At 68.4% G+C, this 17,233-nt stretch carries 21 protein-coding genes, 1 tRNA gene and 1 other RNA gene; 10 read left to right on the top strand and 13 right to left on the bottom strand.

The window, feature by feature from the left end:
• Positions 1-3 precede the first annotated feature (3 nt).
• From BLP38_RS05660 to smpB, 6 genes are all read left to right on the top strand, one after another.
• Complete coding sequence (locus tag BLP38_RS05660; protein WP_091354205.1) at positions 4-648, top strand: class F sortase; 645 nt, start codon at positions 4-6, stop codon at positions 646-648.
• Positions 645-1,226: an RNA polymerase sigma factor gene (locus tag BLP38_RS05655; protein ID WP_091354202.1), complete on the top strand. Its 582-nt coding sequence runs from the start codon at positions 645-647 to the stop codon at positions 1,224-1,226. The genes BLP38_RS05660 and BLP38_RS05655 overlap by 4 nt, the downstream gene beginning before the upstream one ends.
• Complete coding sequence (locus BLP38_RS05650; protein WP_091354198.1) at positions 1,213-1,974, top strand: anti-sigma factor domain-containing protein; 762 nt, start codon at positions 1,213-1,215, stop codon at positions 1,972-1,974. The genes BLP38_RS05655 and BLP38_RS05650 overlap by 14 nt, the downstream gene beginning before the upstream one ends.
• A gap of 57 nt (positions 1,975-2,031) precedes the next feature.
• Positions 2,032-3,090, top strand: a complete 1,059-nt coding sequence (ftsE, locus tag BLP38_RS05645) for a cell division ATP-binding protein FtsE (protein WP_091354195.1) — start codon at positions 2,032-2,034, stop codon at positions 3,088-3,090.
• Complete coding sequence (gene ftsX, locus BLP38_RS05640; protein WP_091354191.1) at positions 3,087-4,001, top strand: permease-like cell division protein FtsX; 915 nt, start codon at positions 3,087-3,089, stop codon at positions 3,999-4,001. Before ftsE ends, ftsX begins: the two co-directional genes overlap by 4 nt.
• A gap of 65 nt (positions 4,002-4,066) precedes the next feature.
• Positions 4,067-4,543 (top strand): SsrA-binding protein SmpB, encoded by a 477-nt coding sequence (smpB, locus tag BLP38_RS05635; protein ID WP_091354186.1) that lies wholly within the window; start codon positions 4,067-4,069, stop codon positions 4,541-4,543.
• A gap of 3 nt (positions 4,544-4,546) precedes the next feature.
• Here smpB and BLP38_RS05630 read toward each other — a convergent pair whose 3' ends face one another.
• The gene (locus BLP38_RS05630) at positions 4,547-4,765 is read right to left on the bottom strand and encodes a putative acetyltransferase (protein ID WP_231916574.1); all 219 of its coding nucleotides are present in this window, start codon (positions 4,763-4,765) and stop codon (positions 4,547-4,549) included.
• Positions 4,762-6,231: an SDR family oxidoreductase gene (locus tag BLP38_RS05625; RefSeq protein ID WP_091354183.1), complete on the bottom strand. Its 1,470-nt coding sequence runs from the start codon at positions 6,229-6,231 to the stop codon at positions 4,762-4,764. The genes BLP38_RS05630 and BLP38_RS05625 overlap by 4 nt, the downstream gene beginning before the upstream one ends.
• A 41-nt stretch (positions 6,232-6,272) precedes the next feature.
• On the opposite strand from BLP38_RS05625, the gene BLP38_RS05620 reads away from it, so the two are divergent.
• Complete coding sequence (locus BLP38_RS05620; protein ID WP_091359574.1) at positions 6,273-6,680, top strand: NUDIX hydrolase; 408 nt, start codon at positions 6,273-6,275, stop codon at positions 6,678-6,680.
• A gap of 102 nt (positions 6,681-6,782) precedes the next feature.
• Positions 6,783-7,154: a transfer-messenger RNA gene (gene ssrA / locus BLP38_RS05615) on the top strand.
• A 60-nt stretch (positions 7,155-7,214) separates the two neighbouring features.
• Here ssrA and BLP38_RS05610 read toward each other — a convergent pair.
• Both BLP38_RS05610 and BLP38_RS05605 read right to left on the bottom strand, forming a co-directional pair.
• Complete coding sequence (locus BLP38_RS05610; RefSeq protein ID WP_091354179.1) at positions 7,215-7,778, bottom strand: hypothetical protein; 564 nt, start codon at positions 7,776-7,778, stop codon at positions 7,215-7,217.
• Positions 7,775-8,599 (bottom strand): inositol monophosphatase family protein, encoded by an 825-nt coding sequence (locus BLP38_RS05605; RefSeq protein ID WP_091354176.1) that lies wholly within the window; start codon positions 8,597-8,599, stop codon positions 7,775-7,777. Before BLP38_RS05605 ends, BLP38_RS05610 begins: the two co-directional genes overlap by 4 nt.
• A 115-nt stretch (positions 8,600-8,714) precedes the next feature.
• On the opposite strand from BLP38_RS05605, the gene BLP38_RS05600 reads away from it, so the two are divergent.
• Positions 8,715-8,787 (top strand) — tRNA-Lys (locus BLP38_RS05600).
• A 77-nt stretch (positions 8,788-8,864) separates the two neighbouring features.
• On the opposite strand, the gene corA is transcribed toward BLP38_RS05600, so the two are convergent.
• From corA to BLP38_RS05555, 9 genes are all read right to left on the bottom strand, one after another.
• Positions 8,865-9,863, bottom strand: a complete 999-nt coding sequence (gene corA / locus BLP38_RS05595) for a magnesium/cobalt transporter CorA (RefSeq protein ID WP_091354172.1) — start codon at positions 9,861-9,863, stop codon at positions 8,865-8,867.
• Positions 9,864-10,078: 215 nt separating this feature from the next.
• Positions 10,079-10,291 carry a DUF2945 domain-containing protein gene (locus tag BLP38_RS05590; protein WP_091354169.1) on the bottom strand — a complete coding sequence of 71 codons (213 nt, stop codon included), beginning with the start codon at positions 10,289-10,291 and terminating at the stop codon, positions 10,079-10,081.
• Positions 10,279-10,881, bottom strand: coding sequence for a DUF2238 domain-containing protein (locus tag BLP38_RS05585; protein WP_091354166.1), 603 nt, complete (start codon positions 10,879-10,881; stop codon positions 10,279-10,281). The genes BLP38_RS05590 and BLP38_RS05585 overlap by 13 nt, the downstream gene beginning before the upstream one ends.
• Positions 10,878-11,696, bottom strand: a complete 819-nt coding sequence (locus tag BLP38_RS05580) for an endonuclease/exonuclease/phosphatase family protein (protein ID WP_091354163.1) — start codon at positions 11,694-11,696, stop codon at positions 10,878-10,880. The genes BLP38_RS05585 and BLP38_RS05580 overlap by 4 nt, the downstream gene beginning before the upstream one ends.
• On the bottom strand, positions 11,693-12,484 hold the full coding sequence (locus tag BLP38_RS05575; RefSeq protein ID WP_091354159.1) for a glycosyltransferase family A protein: 792 nt from the start codon (positions 12,482-12,484) through the stop codon (positions 11,693-11,695). Before BLP38_RS05575 ends, BLP38_RS05580 begins: the two co-directional genes overlap by 4 nt.
• A gap of 3 nt (positions 12,485-12,487) precedes the next feature.
• Entirely contained in the window at positions 12,488-13,402 is a 915-nt protein-coding gene (locus BLP38_RS05570) for an ABC transporter substrate-binding protein (RefSeq protein ID WP_091354154.1), read from the bottom strand.
• A gap of 38 nt (positions 13,403-13,440) precedes the next feature.
• Positions 13,441-14,163, bottom strand: a complete 723-nt coding sequence (locus BLP38_RS05565; RefSeq protein ID WP_091354150.1) for an ABC transporter permease — start codon at positions 14,161-14,163, stop codon at positions 13,441-13,443.
• Entirely contained in the window at positions 14,160-14,837 is a 678-nt protein-coding gene (locus BLP38_RS05560) for an ABC transporter permease (protein ID WP_091354147.1), read from the bottom strand. The genes BLP38_RS05565 and BLP38_RS05560 overlap by 4 nt, the downstream gene beginning before the upstream one ends.
• A gap of 7 nt (positions 14,838-14,844) precedes the next feature.
• The gene (locus tag BLP38_RS05555) at positions 14,845-15,681 is read right to left on the bottom strand and encodes an ABC transporter ATP-binding protein (RefSeq protein ID WP_091354143.1); all 837 of its coding nucleotides are present in this window, start codon (positions 15,679-15,681) and stop codon (positions 14,845-14,847) included.
• Between the two features lie 135 nt (positions 15,682-15,816).
• On the opposite strand from BLP38_RS05555, the gene BLP38_RS05550 reads away from it, so the two are divergent.
• Complete coding sequence (locus BLP38_RS05550) at positions 15,817-17,232, top strand: dihydrolipoyl dehydrogenase family protein (protein WP_091354140.1); 1,416 nt, start codon at positions 15,817-15,819, stop codon at positions 17,230-17,232.
• Position 17,233 lies beyond the last annotated feature (1 nt).

Here is a 17,233-nt window from a genome sequence, read left to right as displayed (position 1 = left end):
CGCATGCGCCGCCTGCTCGTCATCGCCGTCTCGCTCACGGCCATGATGCTCGCGGCCTGCGCGCCGGTCTCGGAGGCGGGTCCGCCCCCTTCCGAGGCCGGCCCCGGCGCGACCGGGACGGTCTCCCCGACGCCTGCACCCCCCTCACCGCAGGTGTCCGTCCCGGTCGCTTCGGCTACCCCGCGGGCCGCCGCCGACTCGCCCGCACCCGAACGGCTGACGATCCGCTCCCTCGGCGTCGACATGCCCGTCGAACCCGTGGGCGTCGCGGACTCCGGCGAGATGCAGATCCCCGAGCGCCCGACCACCGCCGGGTGGTACCGGTTCGGCTCGGCCCCCGCTGACGGTCAGGGGACGACCGTCGTCGCCGCGCACGTCGACGACCGCGAGTACGGCATCGGACCTCTCGCCGCGTTGCGCGACGTCCGCGTCGGCGATGTCGTGACCGTCACGGATGCCGACGGCACCGTCACGGAGTACGTCACCGAATCGGTCACCTACATCCCGCGCGCCGAACTCCCCGTCGATCGCCTGTTCACCCGGGAGGGTCGGCGCACGCTGGCCGTCATCACCTGTGGTGGTGATTTCGATCAGCAGACCCGCACCTACAGCGATAACGTGGTGCTCATTGCACGGGCGCAATCGTGAGTCTCACCGAGCCGCGGCTCGCTGCACGGAAGGAGCCGGCCGTCGACGACGACAGTGAACTCGCCATTCGCTTCGCGGCCGGTGATGACACGGCGGTGAAGGCCATGTACGACCGCTGGTCGCGCATCGTCTACACCCTCGCGGTCCGCTCGCTCGGAGACACCGCCGAAGCCGAGGACGTGACCCAGCGCACCTTCGTGTCTGCATGGACGTCGAGGTCATCGTTCCGGCCCGGCCAGGCGCCGCTGGGTGCGTGGTTGCTCGCGATCGCGCGCCGCCGGATCGCGGACGCTCACGAGGCGCGAGCACGCGCGACCCGCCTGGAGGAGGCGCTCAAGGCCGTGGTGCCCGAACAGACGGTGGAGCATGACGTCTCGGATGCGATGGTCGTCGCCGACGAGGTGTCGCAGCTCGAACCGGATGCGCGCGCCGTTCTCGCTCTCGCCTTCTACGAAGACCTGACACATCAGCAGATCTCCGAGAGGCTCGGCATGCCGCTCGGTACCGTGAAGAGCCACATCCGCCGAAGTCTCACCCGCCTGCGAACCCGATTGGAGGCGCACCATGTCACATCTTGACCCCGAGGTCGCCGCCCTCCTCGCAATGGGAGAGCAGCCGTCGGACGCTGACCGGCGCCACCTCGACGCCTGTGCGGACTGCCGCGCGGAGGTCGACTCGTTCGGCAGGGCCGTGCTCGCGGGTCGCGCATCGGGAGCAGGCGAGCCGCTTCTGACACCCCCGGACCGCGTCTGGGAGTCGATCCGTTCCGAGTTGTCGCTGTCGACCCCCATGCCGGACGACGGGGGACAGGACGATGCCGATTCGGCCCCGGCATCCGTCGGCGCGTCCCGCGGCTCCCGTTCACACCTCGCATCGCGCCGCAGGCGGGTCAGCCGCCGACCGGTGTTCTTCGTCCTCGCCGGCGCCGCGGTCGCGGTGGTGGCCATCGTCGCCGGAGTGTGGGCGTCGGGCGGCATCGTTCCGAAGGCCGACGTCATCTCCGAAGCGCGGCTGGACGGACTCCCCGGCTGGTCGGGTGCGGGCGGCGAGGCGCTCCTCGAGCGCGTCGACGGACACGATCGCGTCGTCATCGACCTGGCGGCATCCGTTCCGGACGACGGGTACCGCGAAGTCTGGCTCCTCACCGCCGACGCGAGCGACCTCGTCAGCCTGGGGACACTCGACGGCTCGACCGGGACCTTCGATGTGCCCGACGCGGTCGATCTGTCTCGCTTCACCGTGGTCGACATCTCGCAGGAGGACGTCGACGGCGACCCCGGGCACTCGGGCGATTCCATCGTCAGGGGAACCCTGTCACCCCCCTGAGTGATCGGGAGTGTCGCTGACGGGTGCCGGCGGCTTCCCGCTTAGGCTCGACTGGCCATGATCCGCTTCGAAAAGGTCTCCAAGAAGTACCGCGGCACCAGCAAACCCGCTCTCAGCGACGTCGAGTTCGACGTCCAGCGCGGGGAGTTCGTGTTCCTCGTCGGCGCCTCGGGCTCGGGCAAATCCTCGTGCCTGCGCCTCATCCTCCGGGAGGACACCGCGTCCGACGGCCGTGTCGTCGTCCTCGGACGCGACGTGCGTGGGCTGAGCACTCGCAAGGTGCCGTACTTCCGTCGTCACATCGGGTCGGTCTTCCAAGACTTTCGTCTCCTGCCGAACAAGACCGTCTTCCAGAACGTCGCCTTCTCGCTGCAGGTCATCGGCTCGAGCCGCGCGTTCATCCAGCAGTCCGTGCCCGAGGCCCTCGCGCTCGTCGGCCTCGCGGGAAAAGAGAAGCGCCTGCCGCACGAACTGTCCGGCGGTGAGCAGCAGCGCGTCGCGATCGCGCGGGCCATCGTCAACCGCCCGCAGATCCTCCTCGCCGACGAGCCGACCGGAAACCTCGATCCCGGCACGTCGGTCGACATCATGCAGTTGCTCGCGCGCATCAACGCCGGCGGCACAACGGTCGTCATGGCCACGCACGAGGCGGGCTTCGTCGACCAGATGCAGCGCCGCGTGATCGAGCTGCGCGGCGGTGTCGTCGTCCGCGATGAGCGACACGGCGGGTACGGCGACACCTCCGGTCTCCCGGTCCTGACCCCCGAGACGGTCAAGGGCGCCGCGGCCACCGCTGCGCTGACAGCGGTCCTCGAGTTGCAGAAGCAGATCGCTTCATCGGGTGACACCGGCGACGTCGAGCCCCTGCCGGAGTCCGTAGAGCCGCCCGCGCCGCAGCAGGACGCCGTGCTTCCGGCCGTCCCGGTCGTGCAGGACGAGCCCGTGGCGCCCCAACCGCGCCACGAGGACCGGCCGGCCGCCGAGCCCGATATCGGCACCCGCGGCATCCCGATCACGCCTGCGGACATCGATCTGGCAGACATCGACGGCCTCGGTGCCGCCGACCGGCTGGGACTCGGACGCCGTGACGACGACGAAGTGGGGCCGACCGCATGAGAGTCCGTCTCGTCCTCGGCGAAGCGCTCACCGGCCTTCGCCGCAACGCCTCGATGGTGATCTCGGTCATCCTCGTCACGTTCGTCTCGCTCACCTTCGTCGGCGCTGCGATGCTCATGCAGATGCAGATCGCGAAGATGCAGGGCTACTGGGCCGAACGCGCACAGGTCGCGGTCTTCATGTGCCGCGACGGCTCGACGCAGACGACCTGCAGCGACGGCGAGGCCACGGAGGAGCAGCTGAAGGAGGTCGCCGACAAGCTGGACAGCCCCGCGCTGAAAGACATCGTCCGCAGCGTCCGCTTCGAGACGCGCGACGAGGCCTACCAGAACGTCCTCGACCTGATGGGTCAGGACTACAAGGACTTCATCACCCCCGCCCAGCTCAACGAGACCTACTGGGTGAACCTGACCGACCCCACGCAGACGGACGTCATCGACGAGGCGTTCAGCGGCATGAGCGGCGTCGAGGAGGTGAAGGACCAGATGGAGTACCTGCAGCCCCTCTTCTCGGCACTGACGATCGCCACGTACATCGCGGTGGCGATCGCAGGCCTCATGCTCGTGGCGGCCGTCCTCCTCATCGCCACCACGATCCGCCTGTCCGCCTACGCTCGGCGCAAGGAGCTCGGCATCATGCGGCTCGTGGGGGCATCCAATCGGTTCATTCAGACCCCCTTCGTCCTCGAGGGCGTCTTCGCGGCGTTCATCGGGTCGGCGCTGGCGAGCGTCGCCATCTGGCTGGGTGTGCAGTACGGGGTGCGTGGTTACCTGGTCGATGAGGTCGACTTCGTGACCACCTGGATCGACGGACGCGATGCTCTCCTGGTGATCCCCGTCATCGTGGGACTGGGACTCGTCCTCGCCGCTTTGTCGGCGAGCGTCGCGATCCGCAGATGGCTGCGCACCTGAACCGGCGCCTCCGCTAGACTGGCAGGCCGGCCGCGCGCGGAGTGCGGCCGCGTCGAGGAGTCATCATGCCCAGGGAACGCGGAGAGCAGGTCATCGCGACCAACCGTCGCGCGCGCCACGAGTACGCCATCGAGAAGACGTACGAGGCGGGCCTCGTGCTCACCGGAACCGAGGTCAAGTCGCTCCGGCAGGGGCGCGCGAACCTCAGCGACGGCTACGCGTTCATCGACGGAGGACAGGCCTGGCTCGACGCCGTGCACATTCCGGAGTACTCGCAGGGTCATTGGACGAACCACTCGACCAAGCGCACCCGCAAGCTGCTCCTGCACAAGGACGAGATCATCAAGCTGTCTCATGCGATCTCCGCGGGCGGCTACACCCTGGTTCCCCTCAAGCTCTACTTCTCCGACGGTCGCGCGAAGGTCGAAATCGCCGTGGCGAAGGGCAAGCGGGAGTTCGAGAAGCGTCAGACGATCCGCGAGCGCGAGGACAAGCGCGAAGCCGAGCGCGCCATGCGCGGCCGCAACCGTCTGGGGGAATGACCCTCACGGCCGCCGGAGGCGTCGCCGGGGTTCCGGCGGCGGGGGAACGGCCTTCGCCGCGATGATCGCACCGCGCGGGATGCGCACGGTTCCGCGGACGCCCTCGACCACGACGAGGTCCGCCTCGACGCTGACGAGCGGACCCAGAGCGTCGGTGGCGCGTCCATCCGGCAGCACGTAGCGCACCACGACGCGGGATCCGGGTTCGGGAAGAGAGATCACCAGCGGCTGGGGGCGTAGTCCTTGAGGAAGACGCCGAACACATCGTCACCGGCCTCACCCCGAACGATGGGGTCGTAGACGCGCGCGGCACCGTCGACGAGGTCGAGCGGTGCGTGGAAGCCCTCTTCGGCGAGCCGGACCTTCGTGGGGTGGGGGCGCTCGTCGGTGATCCACCCGGTGTCGACGCTCGTCATCAGGATGCCGTCGGATTCGAACATCTCGCGTGCGCTCGTGCGGGTGAGCATGTTGACCGCTGCTTTGGCCATGTTGGTGTGAGGATGCCCCGGTCCCTTATAGCCGCGTTCGAAGACGCCCTCCATCGCGCTGACATTGACGATGTAGGTGCGCCGCGCCGGGCTCGCAGCAAGGGACGGCCGCAGCTTCGACACGAGCAGGAACGGAGCGGTCGTGTTCGCGAGCTGGACCTCGAGCATCTCGAGGGGGTCGACCTGCTCGACGCGCTGCACCCAGGAGTTGGAGTGGTCGAGGTCGGGGATAAGTCCGCCCGCATCGATCGCGGTCCCGTCCGCGAGTCGGTCGAGCGAGGTGGATCCTGCGGTCATCGCCTCGCGGGTGAGGATGTCCGCACGGTCGGCTGCGGCAGCCAGGATCGGATGGGCGCTCACGGAGCGCTCGAGGGCCTCGGGATGCCGGTCGTTCGTGTGCCCGAAGGTGACCAGTGCGGGGAGTGGACCGTCGGGCAGTGGTGCGAGTTCGGCGTCGATGAGCGGCTGGTAGGCGCCGGGGGAGCGCCTCACGGTCTGCGTTGCGTTGTTGATGATGATGTCGAGCGGGCCGTCCGCGGCGACGTCGTCGGCGAGAGCGATGACCTGTGCCGGGTCGCGGAGGTCGATGCCGACGATCTTGAGTCGATCGATCCAGTCCGCCGAGTCGGGCAGCGCGCGGAAGCGGCGCACGGCGTCACGGGGGAACCGGGTGGTGATGGTCGTGTGCGCGCCGTCCCGCAGCAGGCGCAGCGCGATGTACATGCCGATCTTCGCTCGACCGCCGGTGAGGAGGGCGCGGCGACCCGTCAGGTCGGTGCGAGCGTCGCGCTTGGCGTGGCTGAGGGCCGCGCAGTCGGGGCAGAGCTGATGGTAGAAGGCGTCGACGACCGTGTACGGCTGCTTGCAGATGTAGCACCCGCGCGCCTTCTTCAGCACGCCGGCGATGGGCGCGGCGGTTCGTGCCGCGATGGGTATGCCTCGGGTCTCGTCATCGATGCGGTCGGGTGCGCCGGTCGCCGTCGCATGAACGACATCGCGGTCGGCGTCGGCGATCGCCTGACGGATCTCGCGCCGCCGCTCCTTCTTCGCCGCCTTGAACATGGCGGCGGTCGCCTGTCGGACCGTGATGAAGTCGGGATGCGTCTGGGGGAGGGACGACAGCATCGCGAGGACGCGGAGCGTCGTGGCGAGGTCGTCGGGATCGATCCCGGGTTCGTCGGGCAGGGCGTCGGGGAGCACATGAGATTGTACGTCGGCCCGACTGTTAGCGTTTTCGCGTGATACTCCCCGACGCCGGCTCCGCTCCGTCCATCCGCGTATCGGCGGCCGTTATCCGTGACGACGCCGGCAGGTTGCTGCTGGTGCGCAAGAGCGGCACGAGCGCCTTCATGCAGCCCGGCGGCAAGCCGGAGCCGGGGGAGACGCCGGCCGAGACGCTCGTCCGCGAACTGGGCGAGGAGCTCGGCGTGGCGGTCGGGCTCGAGGATCTCCGAGGGGTCGGTGTCTTCCGTGCGGACGCCGCGAACGAACCGGGTCACGAGGTCGTCGCGGACGTGTTCGAGGTGTCGCTCGGCGGGCAGGTGCCGGTCGCTGCCGCGGAGATCGCGGAGCTTCGATGGGCGTCGCACGGCGATGCCGGCAGGATGGAGATCGCGCCTCTCGCCGCCGAGTATTTCCTCGCCGAGTGATCCCGACTCGAGCGGTGGTAGTCTGGGATGCTCGGACGCTCCGGCATCCGAGATATGACAACTCCACAGCGTGACAACGGTCCATACGCCGCCAGGCGTCTCGGGGATGATCGGTTTCGACATCGCCTGTGACTCTGCGGGAAGCGGGCCGAGGATGCAGGGTTATCTCGTAAACGATCTCTGCGAACCAATAACTGCCAATAAGAAGCAGTCCGACTTCGCCCTCGCTGCGTAAGCAGCCAGCTCGAGTCCGTCAGTCCGTGAGTGATCCCCTCACGGTCCCTGGCGTCATCTAAGGGATCTCGCTGCGTGGCGTCGCCTGAGCGTCACGCGGGACTTTTTCAGGCTGGGCTCGTCGACTTATGTGTCTGTACTGAAGGTCGGAGCCGAGCAGAACGCCTCTTACAGACTGCGCCCGGAGAAGACGCCGTCTCTCAGCGATGGACGGGGGTTCGATTCCCCCCATCTCCACGAACCGTTGTCACGGAGTACAGCCCCCGGTCCGTTCGCGGATGCGGGGGCTTCGTCGTTCACTCAGCCGAGGTCGATCAGGTCGAGACCTTGTCTCGTGTCCGAGACCTCCACCCATCCGTTGCGGAACAGATAGGTCATCCCATACCCCTGGTCGTCCAGGCGCAGGGCTGACGACGGATCCTCGGTGATCATCGTGCCGCGAGGATCGTCTTCGCGGAGCCATCCTTCCGCTTCCAGAGCGGCCTCCGCCGCAGACGCGTCGGCCTCGCTGATCGGAGACCACCCGAAGAGGATGAGGTCGTCGTTCGTCGGGGAGCTGAAGTCCCCCCAGGTGCACGCGATCCCCTTCGGCAGTTCGAGGTCGAGGATGACGAACGGATCCTCCCGTACCGTCCACCCCGTCGAACCGAACGTCTCGACGGTGTCGGGAGAGAGCATGTTCTCGCAGGTGACGTCGTCCGGATCGATCTGCGCCGGCCCAGGTCCCGCGGTCGACGACGCCTGCGGCGTGCCGTCGGAAGGAGCGGCGCCGGGGGCGCCCCCGGGGACGCAGGCACTGAGCAGGACGACCGAGCCGACCGCGACGATCCCGGCCGCCCGCAGACGTGCGGAAAGGAGCGTCACGTTCGCAGCATCTCCAGGAAGGAGTCGTGCAGGATGCCGTTGGTCGCCAGCGACGACCGGGCGTCGAGTCGCTCCCCGCCGTCGATGTCGGTGAAGCGACCGCCGGCCTCGATGATGATCGGGACGTGAGCCGCGATGTCGTACTCGCGGACGTCGAACTCCGCGACGAACTCGAGGCGTCCCTCGGCGAGGAGCATGTACGGCCAGGCGTCGCCGTACCCACGGTCTCGCCACACGGCGCGCGTGAGGCGCAGAAGAGCGTCCGTGCGACCCGCGGCATCCCACTGACCGATGCTCTGGAAGCTGATGCTCGCGTCGCCGAGCGAGGTGACGTCCGAGGTCCGGATCGGGCGGGTCGCGCCGTCGGCGGTGCGCGTCCACGCACCGGACCCCGTGGCGCCCCACCAGCGGCGGGAGATGGCAGGCTGGCTGACGACTCCGACGCGCGGGGCGCCGTCGATGACGAGGGCAATGAGGGTCGCCCACATGGGGATGCCCTTGAGGTAGTTCGCGGTGCCGTCGATCGGATCGATGATCCACTGGCGGCGAGTGTCGCCACTCGTGCCGTACTCCTCGCCGAGGATCCCGTCGCCGGGACGCTCCGCGGTCAGGAGGTCGCGGATGGCGCGCTCCGTAGCGAGGTCGGCCTCGGTGACGTGTGTGGCATCGGCTTTCGTCCTGATCTCGAGATCGGGTGCGTCGAAGCGTTCCATCGAGACGCGATCCGCGGCATCCGCGAGGCGAAGGGCGAGCGCGAGGTCGTCACTGAGGTCGTCGCCGAAGGGGGCTGTCCAGTCCGTCGAAGAGGGAGAGGGCGTCACGGTGTCCAGGATACGGCGTGCACCTGAGTGCGCCGATGCGTGCAGGGCGCCTCGATTGGCGCGGGACGCAATCGTGATGCTAGTGTTGACCCTCGGTTCGAGTTCTTCGAATCACGCACCTCTAGCTCAATCGGCAGAGCAACTGACTCTTAATCAGTGGGTTCCGGGTTCGAGTCCCGGGGGGTGCACGGACGGCCTCGATCACTCTCGCCAGTGATCGGGGCCTTCTGCTTTTCCGCAGTCTTCTCGGACGCCGGAGGTGCCGTCAGAGCCAGTGTTTGCGCTTGAACACGACGTAGAGGGCGACGGAGCTTGCGACCATCAGGCCGAGAGCCATCGGGTAGCCGTACGTCCATCGGAGCTCGGGCATGTTCTCGAAGTTCATGCCGTAGATCGTTCCCACCAGGGACGGGCCGAACAGGATCGCCGCCCACCCGGAGATCTTCTTCACCTGATCGTTCTGTTCGAGTGACGTGTCGGTCTGACGCTGGGTGACGAGGGTGGAGTGCACCGTCAACGCGTTCTCGAGGATGGAGCGGAACGCCACGATCCGCTCGTTGAGGCGGATGACGTGATCGAGGACATCCCGCAGCGATCGCTGGAGTTCGATGTCGACCCCGTACTTGTCCGATCCCTGCAGCAGCCGCTGCAGCATGTCGTCGAGCGGGAGCGTCGACTTGTGGAGCGCGATCACCTCGCGAGCCAAGCCGTAGATGCGCTGCGAGAGGCCGGCATCCGATCCGCCGAAGAGCACCTCCTCGATCTCGTCGATGTCGTTCTCCACGCCGGTGGTGACCGGCGCGTACTCATCGACGACCTGATCGAGGATGGCGTAGAGGATCGCTTCCGGCCCCATGCGCAGGAGCTCCGGCTGCTGCTCCATCCGGGCGCGTACCTGAGCGAGATCGGGCGAGTCCGCGTGCCGCACCGTCACGACGAAATCGGGGCCCACGAACACGTGGAGTTCGCCGAACGCCACCGACTCCGTCCGATCGTTGTAGCGCGCCGGCCGGAGCACGGCGAACAGGACATCGCCGTACCGTTCGAGCTTGGCGCGCTGATGACCGGTCAAGGCGTCCTCGACGGCGAGCGGGTGCAGCGAGAACTCCGCAGCGACAGCGGCGACCTCGTCCTCGGTCGGGCGGTACAGCCCGATCCAGGCCATCCCGTGATGATTCCGCATGTGCTCGAACGTCTCGCTGAGATTCGAGGGGTCTGTGATGCGATGGCCGTCCACGTACACGGCGTTGTCGACGATGGGCATGGGACGATTCTCCGTCCTCGAGGGAGCGGATGCCGTCGCCGCGCTCGCGTGCCTCAGCCCAGATGTGGGCTCAGGTCCCGCTCGTACCTTCCCCTTAGACGCCCTCCGCCGAAGGTGAGCACCATCGAGAAGGATGCGCCCAATCGTCCGGAGCGCCCAACAGGTGGCCTACGACGGCGCCGATGAGATCGCAGGTCGTGTCAGGCGTCATCGCGTCACGACGAGAGTTTCCGCAACGCGGACCCTTTGTGCGCTGCTTTCGCGCCGGTCTTCTCGGATTCCACGATGAAGGCGGGCTCGTCCGATGAGGCGGTGAAGTCCTGACCATCGAAGGTGAAGTCGCTCGTCTTCCGCTCGGTGACGGTGCCCTGCGTCCGTCCCTGCGACGTGTTCCAGCTGACGCGATCGCCCTTCTTCAGATCTGCCATGTCTCTTCCTCCTTGTTCACCGCGACGAGCGCGGACCGGTCGATGGTGACGCGAGTGAGCACGATGCCCGTCAGAAGCGAGCCGAGCCCGCCGACGGCCATATCGCCGATCGTGTCCTGGTACGTGACGAAGATGTCGGGAGCCAGGTAGGTCTTGCCGAGCCATTCGACCATCTCCCACAGAGCACTGATGGCGAGCCCGATCGTGGGGACGAGGACGACGGTGCCCCGGCGGGGGAGCGTCGGGGGCACCACGCCGGCGCGCTGCAGGAGCAGAAGCGCCATTGCTGCGATCAGTCCGGTGGCGGCGAAGTGCACGACGAGGTCCCACCAGGCGATCGATCGGTACAGATCGAGGACGTTGCTCCAGGCCGCGACGGTGACCGTGGCTCCGTAGAGGAGATCGAAGCCCGGTCTGGCAGCGATCGCTCGGGGGATCAGAAGTGCGGGCAGGGCGAGGGCCAGGATGCCGGCATCCGTCGGAGTCCACCAGATGGCGGCGGCCAGCACGCTCACGAGACCCAGGAGGCGGACGCCGTCGGCCATCCATTCCGTCGCGGTGTGGGCCCGGCGAAGGGGATCGTGTCTCATCTGGGCACCTCGATCGCCGCGTGGATCGCCAGGTGATCCGACGGCGCAATACCGTCCTCTCGCCGAGCATCGATGCCGATGCGGTCCACCGCGATGTCGGGGCTTGTCAGGATCACGTCGATCCGTGCTCCGCCGCGGATCGGGTCGCGGTATCCCGTGTACGTGCCGAACGCGGGCGTCACCCGCTCGTCCGCCGTGGCCCAGGCATCCGTCAGGAGGTCGTCTTTCAGAAGCGCACGCTGAGTCGCCGAGTCCACTCCGGCGTTCAGGTCACCCGTCACGACGGCCGGGATGCCGAGACGCCGTACCTCGTCTCGTACAGCGTCGGCGGCGCGCAGGCGGGAACGAGCGGAGAACGGATCCAGGTGGGTGTTGACCACTGCGAACCGTGCGCCGGTGGTCCGATGCCGGAAGACCCCGACGACCATGATCCGGGGGACGAGGTTGCCCCACGAGCGGGATCCCTGGAGCTCCGGGGTGTCGGAGAGAGCGAGCTGTCGTGTCGCGACGAGCTCGAGTCGCGCAGTGTCGAAGAAGATCGGACAGCCTTCGCCCCGTCCTCCGCGTCCGCGTCCCACGCCGATGCGTGTGTACGACGTTCCCAACGACTGCAGGATGTCGCGAGCAGGTGAGGGCAAGACCTCCTGCGTGGCGAGCACCGCCGGGGCCTCGCGGGCCAACATCCGCATCATCGCCTGCCGGCGACGGTCCCAGCTGTCAGCGGGAAGGGAGAGGAAGCGGGGGAGGGGACGGCGCACGTTGAAGGTCGCGAGGTGAAGGAGACCCCCACCGACATCGCCGAGGAGAGGAGTCATGTCCGCTGCTCCCCGGGACCGCGATGACGGCGTGCGCGGCGCAGGACAGAGCGGGCCACTCGGATAGGCGCGAAGTCCGCGGGCCAGTGCGACACGACCGTACGGATGCCGCGGACGATCCGCCGCCGGAAGGCCGATGCGGACGCGAACGGCCGCATCGAGATACCCATTCCTGCCTCGGGGACGAAGCGGATCCGGTGGTGTTCACCCAGGTGGAACGCGAGGTCGAGATCGTCGTGTAGTTCCGGATCGCCGCGGTGCACCGCATCACTGACCCGCCTCCACGCGCTGCGACGCATCGCCAGGTTCGACCCGAAAAGAGGGAGGTGGCCCAGGGTGGGGGTGAGAACCAGTCCGTAACTGCCGAGGTACGCCGCGGCCAGGGGCCGTCGGAGCGGGCGAGGGCCGTCGATGAACCGAGCGCCACCGGCGAAGACGTCGACGTCGGGTCGTCGATGGGCGACGGTACTCATGGTCTCGATCCACGATGCGGCCGGCACGCAGTCCGCGTCGAGCCGGAGGATCAACTCACCCTTCGCAGCGTCGTAGCCGGTCGCGGCGGCGGCGGGGATGCCGGGCTGGGCGCACGCGACGACTCGGGCCCCGCCCTCACGCGCGACACGGGCGGAATCGTCGTCCGAGCCGTTGTCGACGACGACGATCTCGTCGGCCGCACGTGTCTGCAGAGCGAGGGCCCGGAGGCATCGCCGGAGTCCTTCGGCGTCGTCCTTCACGGGGATGACGACGCTGACGGATCCGGTGATGTCCTGCGGGCCCTCGCCTGTCATGACTCAGCCGAGGTTCTCAGCGATCCAGTCCTTGGCGATGTCCGCGCTCGAGCGCTGTCCGTCGGTGGACTCGACGTTCATGGCCACGAGCTCTTCAGGGCTCATCGCCGCGCTCACCTTGTTGATGACGTCCGCGATCTCATCAGCCTTGTCGGCGTTGGCGATGGGGACCACGTTCGCGGCGAGGAAGAGTCCCTTAGGGTCCTGGAGCGTGACGAGATCCTCGGTCTCGATGCGCGGGTCGGCGCTGTACACGTTGGCCACCTGGATGTTGCCCGCGACGAGTTCGTCGACGGTCGTGTCGGCGGTCGCCTCGAACTTGGCATCGACGCCGTACACCTTCTGGAGGTCGGTGAAGTAGGGGCGCTGCTCCAGCTCGGGCGCGCCGCCGAACGTCAGATCCGTGAGGCTGGCCAGGTCGCCGATCTCGGTGAGGTTGTTCTCCTTCGCGAATGCAGCGGTGACGTTGTAGGAATCCTGGTCGGTCGCCGGCGAGTAATCGAGCGCCGTCAGGTTCTCCGGCAGCACCTTCTCCATGGCTGCGTAGACCTCGTCGGCCGATCCCGCCGTCGCGGACTTGTCGTAGTACTGCAGCAGGCTGCCCGTGTACTCGGGGAAGAGATCGATGGAGCCGTCCTCGATCGACGGCATGTACGCGTCACGCTGTCCGATCGCGAACTTCCGTTCGACCGTGAAGCCGTCGCTCTCGAGCACCTGCGAGTAGATCTCGGCGATGATCTCGTTCGACGGGTACGACTGCGAGCCGACGACGATCGTCTTCGACTGGTCTCCTCCGCCGTCGTTGCCGTTCGAGCCGCTGCCCTCGAGGGAGTCGCTCGAGCCGCAGGCGGAGAGGGCGACGATGGCGACGGCAGCGAGGCCGACGGCTGGCAGGATGCGGGTGCGTGTGATGGACATGGATGCCTCCGGGTGGGGTGGTGGTCGGGATGTCTGGGTCAGGTGGTCGGAACGGCCGTGCGCCGGGTGCGGCGACGCGCGGGGGAAGCGTGCTGGACGGCGACGCCGCGGGGCACGACGATGCGCTGGAAGAGGGCGAAGATCCCGTCCAGTGCGAGGGCGAGGACGACGACGACGATCGACGCACCGAGGATCTGGGCGGCGTTACGGGTCTGGATGCCCTGGATGAGGGCGAAGCCGAGGCCGCCCAGACCCACGTATGCCGCGATGGTGACCGTCGCCACGACTTGCAGGACCGCTGAACGGATGCCGCCGATGAGCAGGGGGAGGCCGAGGGGGACCTCGATCTTCCAGAGGATCTGCATCGGCGTCATCCCGACGGCGCGTCCCGCCTCCACGGTGGACCGGCTGATCGCTTCGACGCCGGCGTAGGCCCCGGCGAGGATCGACGGGATCGCGAGGAGGACGAAGGCCACCACGGCGGCCTGCTCCTTGAAGTTGACGCCGATGACGAGGTACAGCAGGACGACGAGCCCCAGCGAGGGGAGGGACCGCGCGGCTCCCGAGAGGAACACGGCGATCTCACGGCCCTTGCCGGTGTGGCCGATCGCCCACCCGGCGGGGATCGCGATGATCGCGGCGATCGCGACCGAGCCGAAGGTGAAACCGAGGTGCTGAAGGACGGCCTCCCAAAGGGGGAGGTAGCCGGTGGCCCGGTCGGGGGAGAAGATCCACGCGAAGGCCTCGAGGAAGACGTTCATGCCGTCACCTCCGCCGCGCGTGCACGCTCGCGGGGCACTCGTGTCCGGCGGGTCCACGGCATGAGCGCACGCCCGGCGAGCACGAGGACGAGATCGATCACGAGGGCGATGACCACGACGGCCAGGACACCCGCGAGCACTTCGGGGATGATCCGCCGCTGCGATCCGTTGGTGAAGAGGTACCCGAGGTTCTGCACCCCGATGAGTGCTCCGACCGTGGCGAGCGAGATCGTCGAGACCGCGGTCACCCGCAGACCCGCGAGCATGACCGGGCCGGCGAGCGGGAAGTCCACCGTCCAGAAGCGCTTGACCGGCCCGAACCCGACGGCGACCGCCGCGCTGCGGACCGCGGCATCCACCGATGCGAGGCCGTCGGTCACGGAGCGCGTCATGATCGCGACCGCGTAGATCGTGAGGGCGACGACGAGGTTCGTCTCGGAGAGCAGACCGATGCCCGTCGTCGCGCTGATGAGGGCGAACAACCCGAACGAGGGGATCGTGTAGAGGATGCCGACCACGCCCAGCAGCGTGCCGCGGAGCCTCGTGAACCGGAACGCCGCCCAGCCGAGGGGGATGGCGATGACGAAACCGAGGATGATCGAGATGGCGCTCTGTCGGAGATGGGCGAGAGTCAGCTGTCCGATCAGGTCGAGGTTCTCGGAGACCCAGTTCATCCGGGCGTCACCCTTCGTCACCCGGCGCGCCGGGAAGAAGGACGCCCTGCGTACGGCCGGACCCGTCGACGAGCACCGTGCCCCGGTCGGTCTGCTTGGCGTGGAAGGCCCGCGCACCGCGGTCGGCGCCGATGAAGCTCGCGACGAACTCGTCGGCGGGGCCCTCGATGATCTCCGACGGCGTCCCGCGCTGCGCGATGCGAGCGCCCTTCTGGAGGATGACGACCTGGTCACCCAGGAGGAATGCTTCGTCGATGTCGTGGGTCACGAAGACGATCGTCTTGTCGAGTTCGCGCTGCAGCCGGATGACCTCAGCCTGCAGCTCCTTGCGCACGATGGGGTCGACCGCCCCGAAGGGCTCGTCCATGAGCAGGATGTTGGGGTCCGCGGCGAGTGCGCGTGCGACCCCGACGCGCTGCTGCTGACCGCCCGAGAGCTGAGCGGGATAGCGGTCGGCGAACGCCGTGTCGAGGCCGACGACCTCCATCAGCTCCAACGCGCGACGCCGGGCGCTCGCGCGGGTCTGGCCCGTGAGCACCGGCACGGTCGCGATGTTGTCGGCCACGGTGTAGTGGGGGAGGAGGCCGGCGTTCTGGAGGACGTAACCGATGCTGCGACGCAACTGCACGGCGTCGCGCGAGCGGATCGACTCGCCGTCGATCGTGATGTCGCCGGAGGTCGGTTCGATGAGCCGGTTGATCATCCGGAGCAACGTCGTCTTGCCGCAGCCGGAGGATCCGACCAGCACCGTCGTCTTGCGAGCCGGCATCTCGAGGGAGACGTCGTCGACGGCGGCTGCTCCGTCGCCGAATCGCTTCGTGACGGATCGGAATTCGATCGCCATAGGGGTCCTTTCGGCCGGTGCTTCAGCAAACCACAGACCTCCGACATCCCGGCAGTCCCGGGCGTCCATTGACGTCATCTGCCCGATATGGCAAGGGGCGGCCTCGGGAGGCGTCCGCTCGGTACGGTGTGGGGCATGACCACACGCGAGTACGACCTCATCGTCATCGGAGCCGGCCCTGTCGGCGAGAACGTCGCCGACAGGGCCGTGCGCGGCGGATTGTCGGCCGTGATCGTGGAGAGCGAACTCGTCGGCGGCGAGTGCTCGTACTGGGCGTGCATGCCGTCGAAAGCGCTTCTGCGGGCACCCGCCGCTCTGCGGGCCGCCCGAGACGTCGCGGGCGCTGCCGAGGCGGTGAGCGGGGGCGTCGACGTCGCGGCCGTCCTCGCGCGACGCGACCGGATGGTGCACGACTACCAGGACACGTCGCAGGTCGAGTGGCTGGAGAGCGCAGGGATCGATCTCGTCCGGGGTCACGGCCGCCTGACGGCGGAGAAGCAGGTCACGGTCGAGGCTGCCGACGGGTCGACGACGGTACTCCGCGCGCGCCACGCGGTCGCCGTGTGCACGGGCTCGGCTGCGCTGCTGCCCGACATCCCCGGACTGCGGGATGCCGCGCCGTGGACGAGCCGCGAGGCGACCGGCGTCACCGAGGTGCCGTCCTCCCTCGTCGTGCTCGGTGGCGGCGTCGTCGGGGTCGAGATGGCGACCGCGTTCGCCGCATTCGGATCCGAGGTCACGGTGATCGCCCGGTCGTCCCTGCTGGGCGGCCTCGAGGACTTCGCCGGCGAGGCCGTGGGCACGTCGCTCACCGCTGCCGGCGCGACCGTCCGCACCGGCGTCGGGGTCACCGGCGTCGAGCGTGCCGAGGACGGCGTGACAGTGTCGCTCGACGACGGGTCGACGGTGCGTGCCGAGGAGATCCTCGTCGCCACGGGTCGGGTGCCCCGCACCGAGGACGTCGGGCTCGACGCCGTCGGGCAGAAGGCCGGAGAGTGGATCGAGGTCGACGACACGCTCCGCGTCCCCGGCAGCGACTGGCTCTACGCCGTCGGCGATGTCAACCACCGCGCGCTTCTCACTCACCAGGGCAAGTACCAGGCGAGGATCGCTGGCGACGTCATCGCGCGGCGCGCCGCCTCAACCGACGTCGACACCTCGGCCTGGGGACCGCTCGCAGCGACGGCCGACCATACCGCCGTGCCGCAGGTCGTGTTCACCGACCCCGAGGTCGCCGCCGTCGGGCACACCGAGGCATCCGCGCGAGCCGCCGGCATCGCCGTCCAGGTCGTCGACTACGACCTGTCCTGGGTCGCCGGGGCCAGTACCCACTCGGACCGCTACGAAGGCATGTCGCGGGCCGTCATCGACACCGAGCGGCGCGTCCTCGTCGGAGCGACGTTCGTCGGACCCGACGTCGCCGAGCTCCTGCACGCCGCGACCATCGCGATCGTCGGCGAGGTCCCGCTGGAGCGCTTGTGGCACGCTGTCCCGGCGTACCCGACGGTCAGCGAGGTCTGGCTCCGGTGGCTGGAGTCGGCCGGACTCTGAC

Origin of the sequence: Microbacterium sp. LKL04 (assembly GCF_900102005.1) — a bacterium.
Lineage (GTDB): Bacteria > Actinomycetota > Actinomycetes > Actinomycetales > Microbacteriaceae > Microbacterium.
The sequence above is the reverse complement of the archived record's forward strand: the minus strand, read 5'-3'. Positions and strand labels throughout refer to the sequence as shown.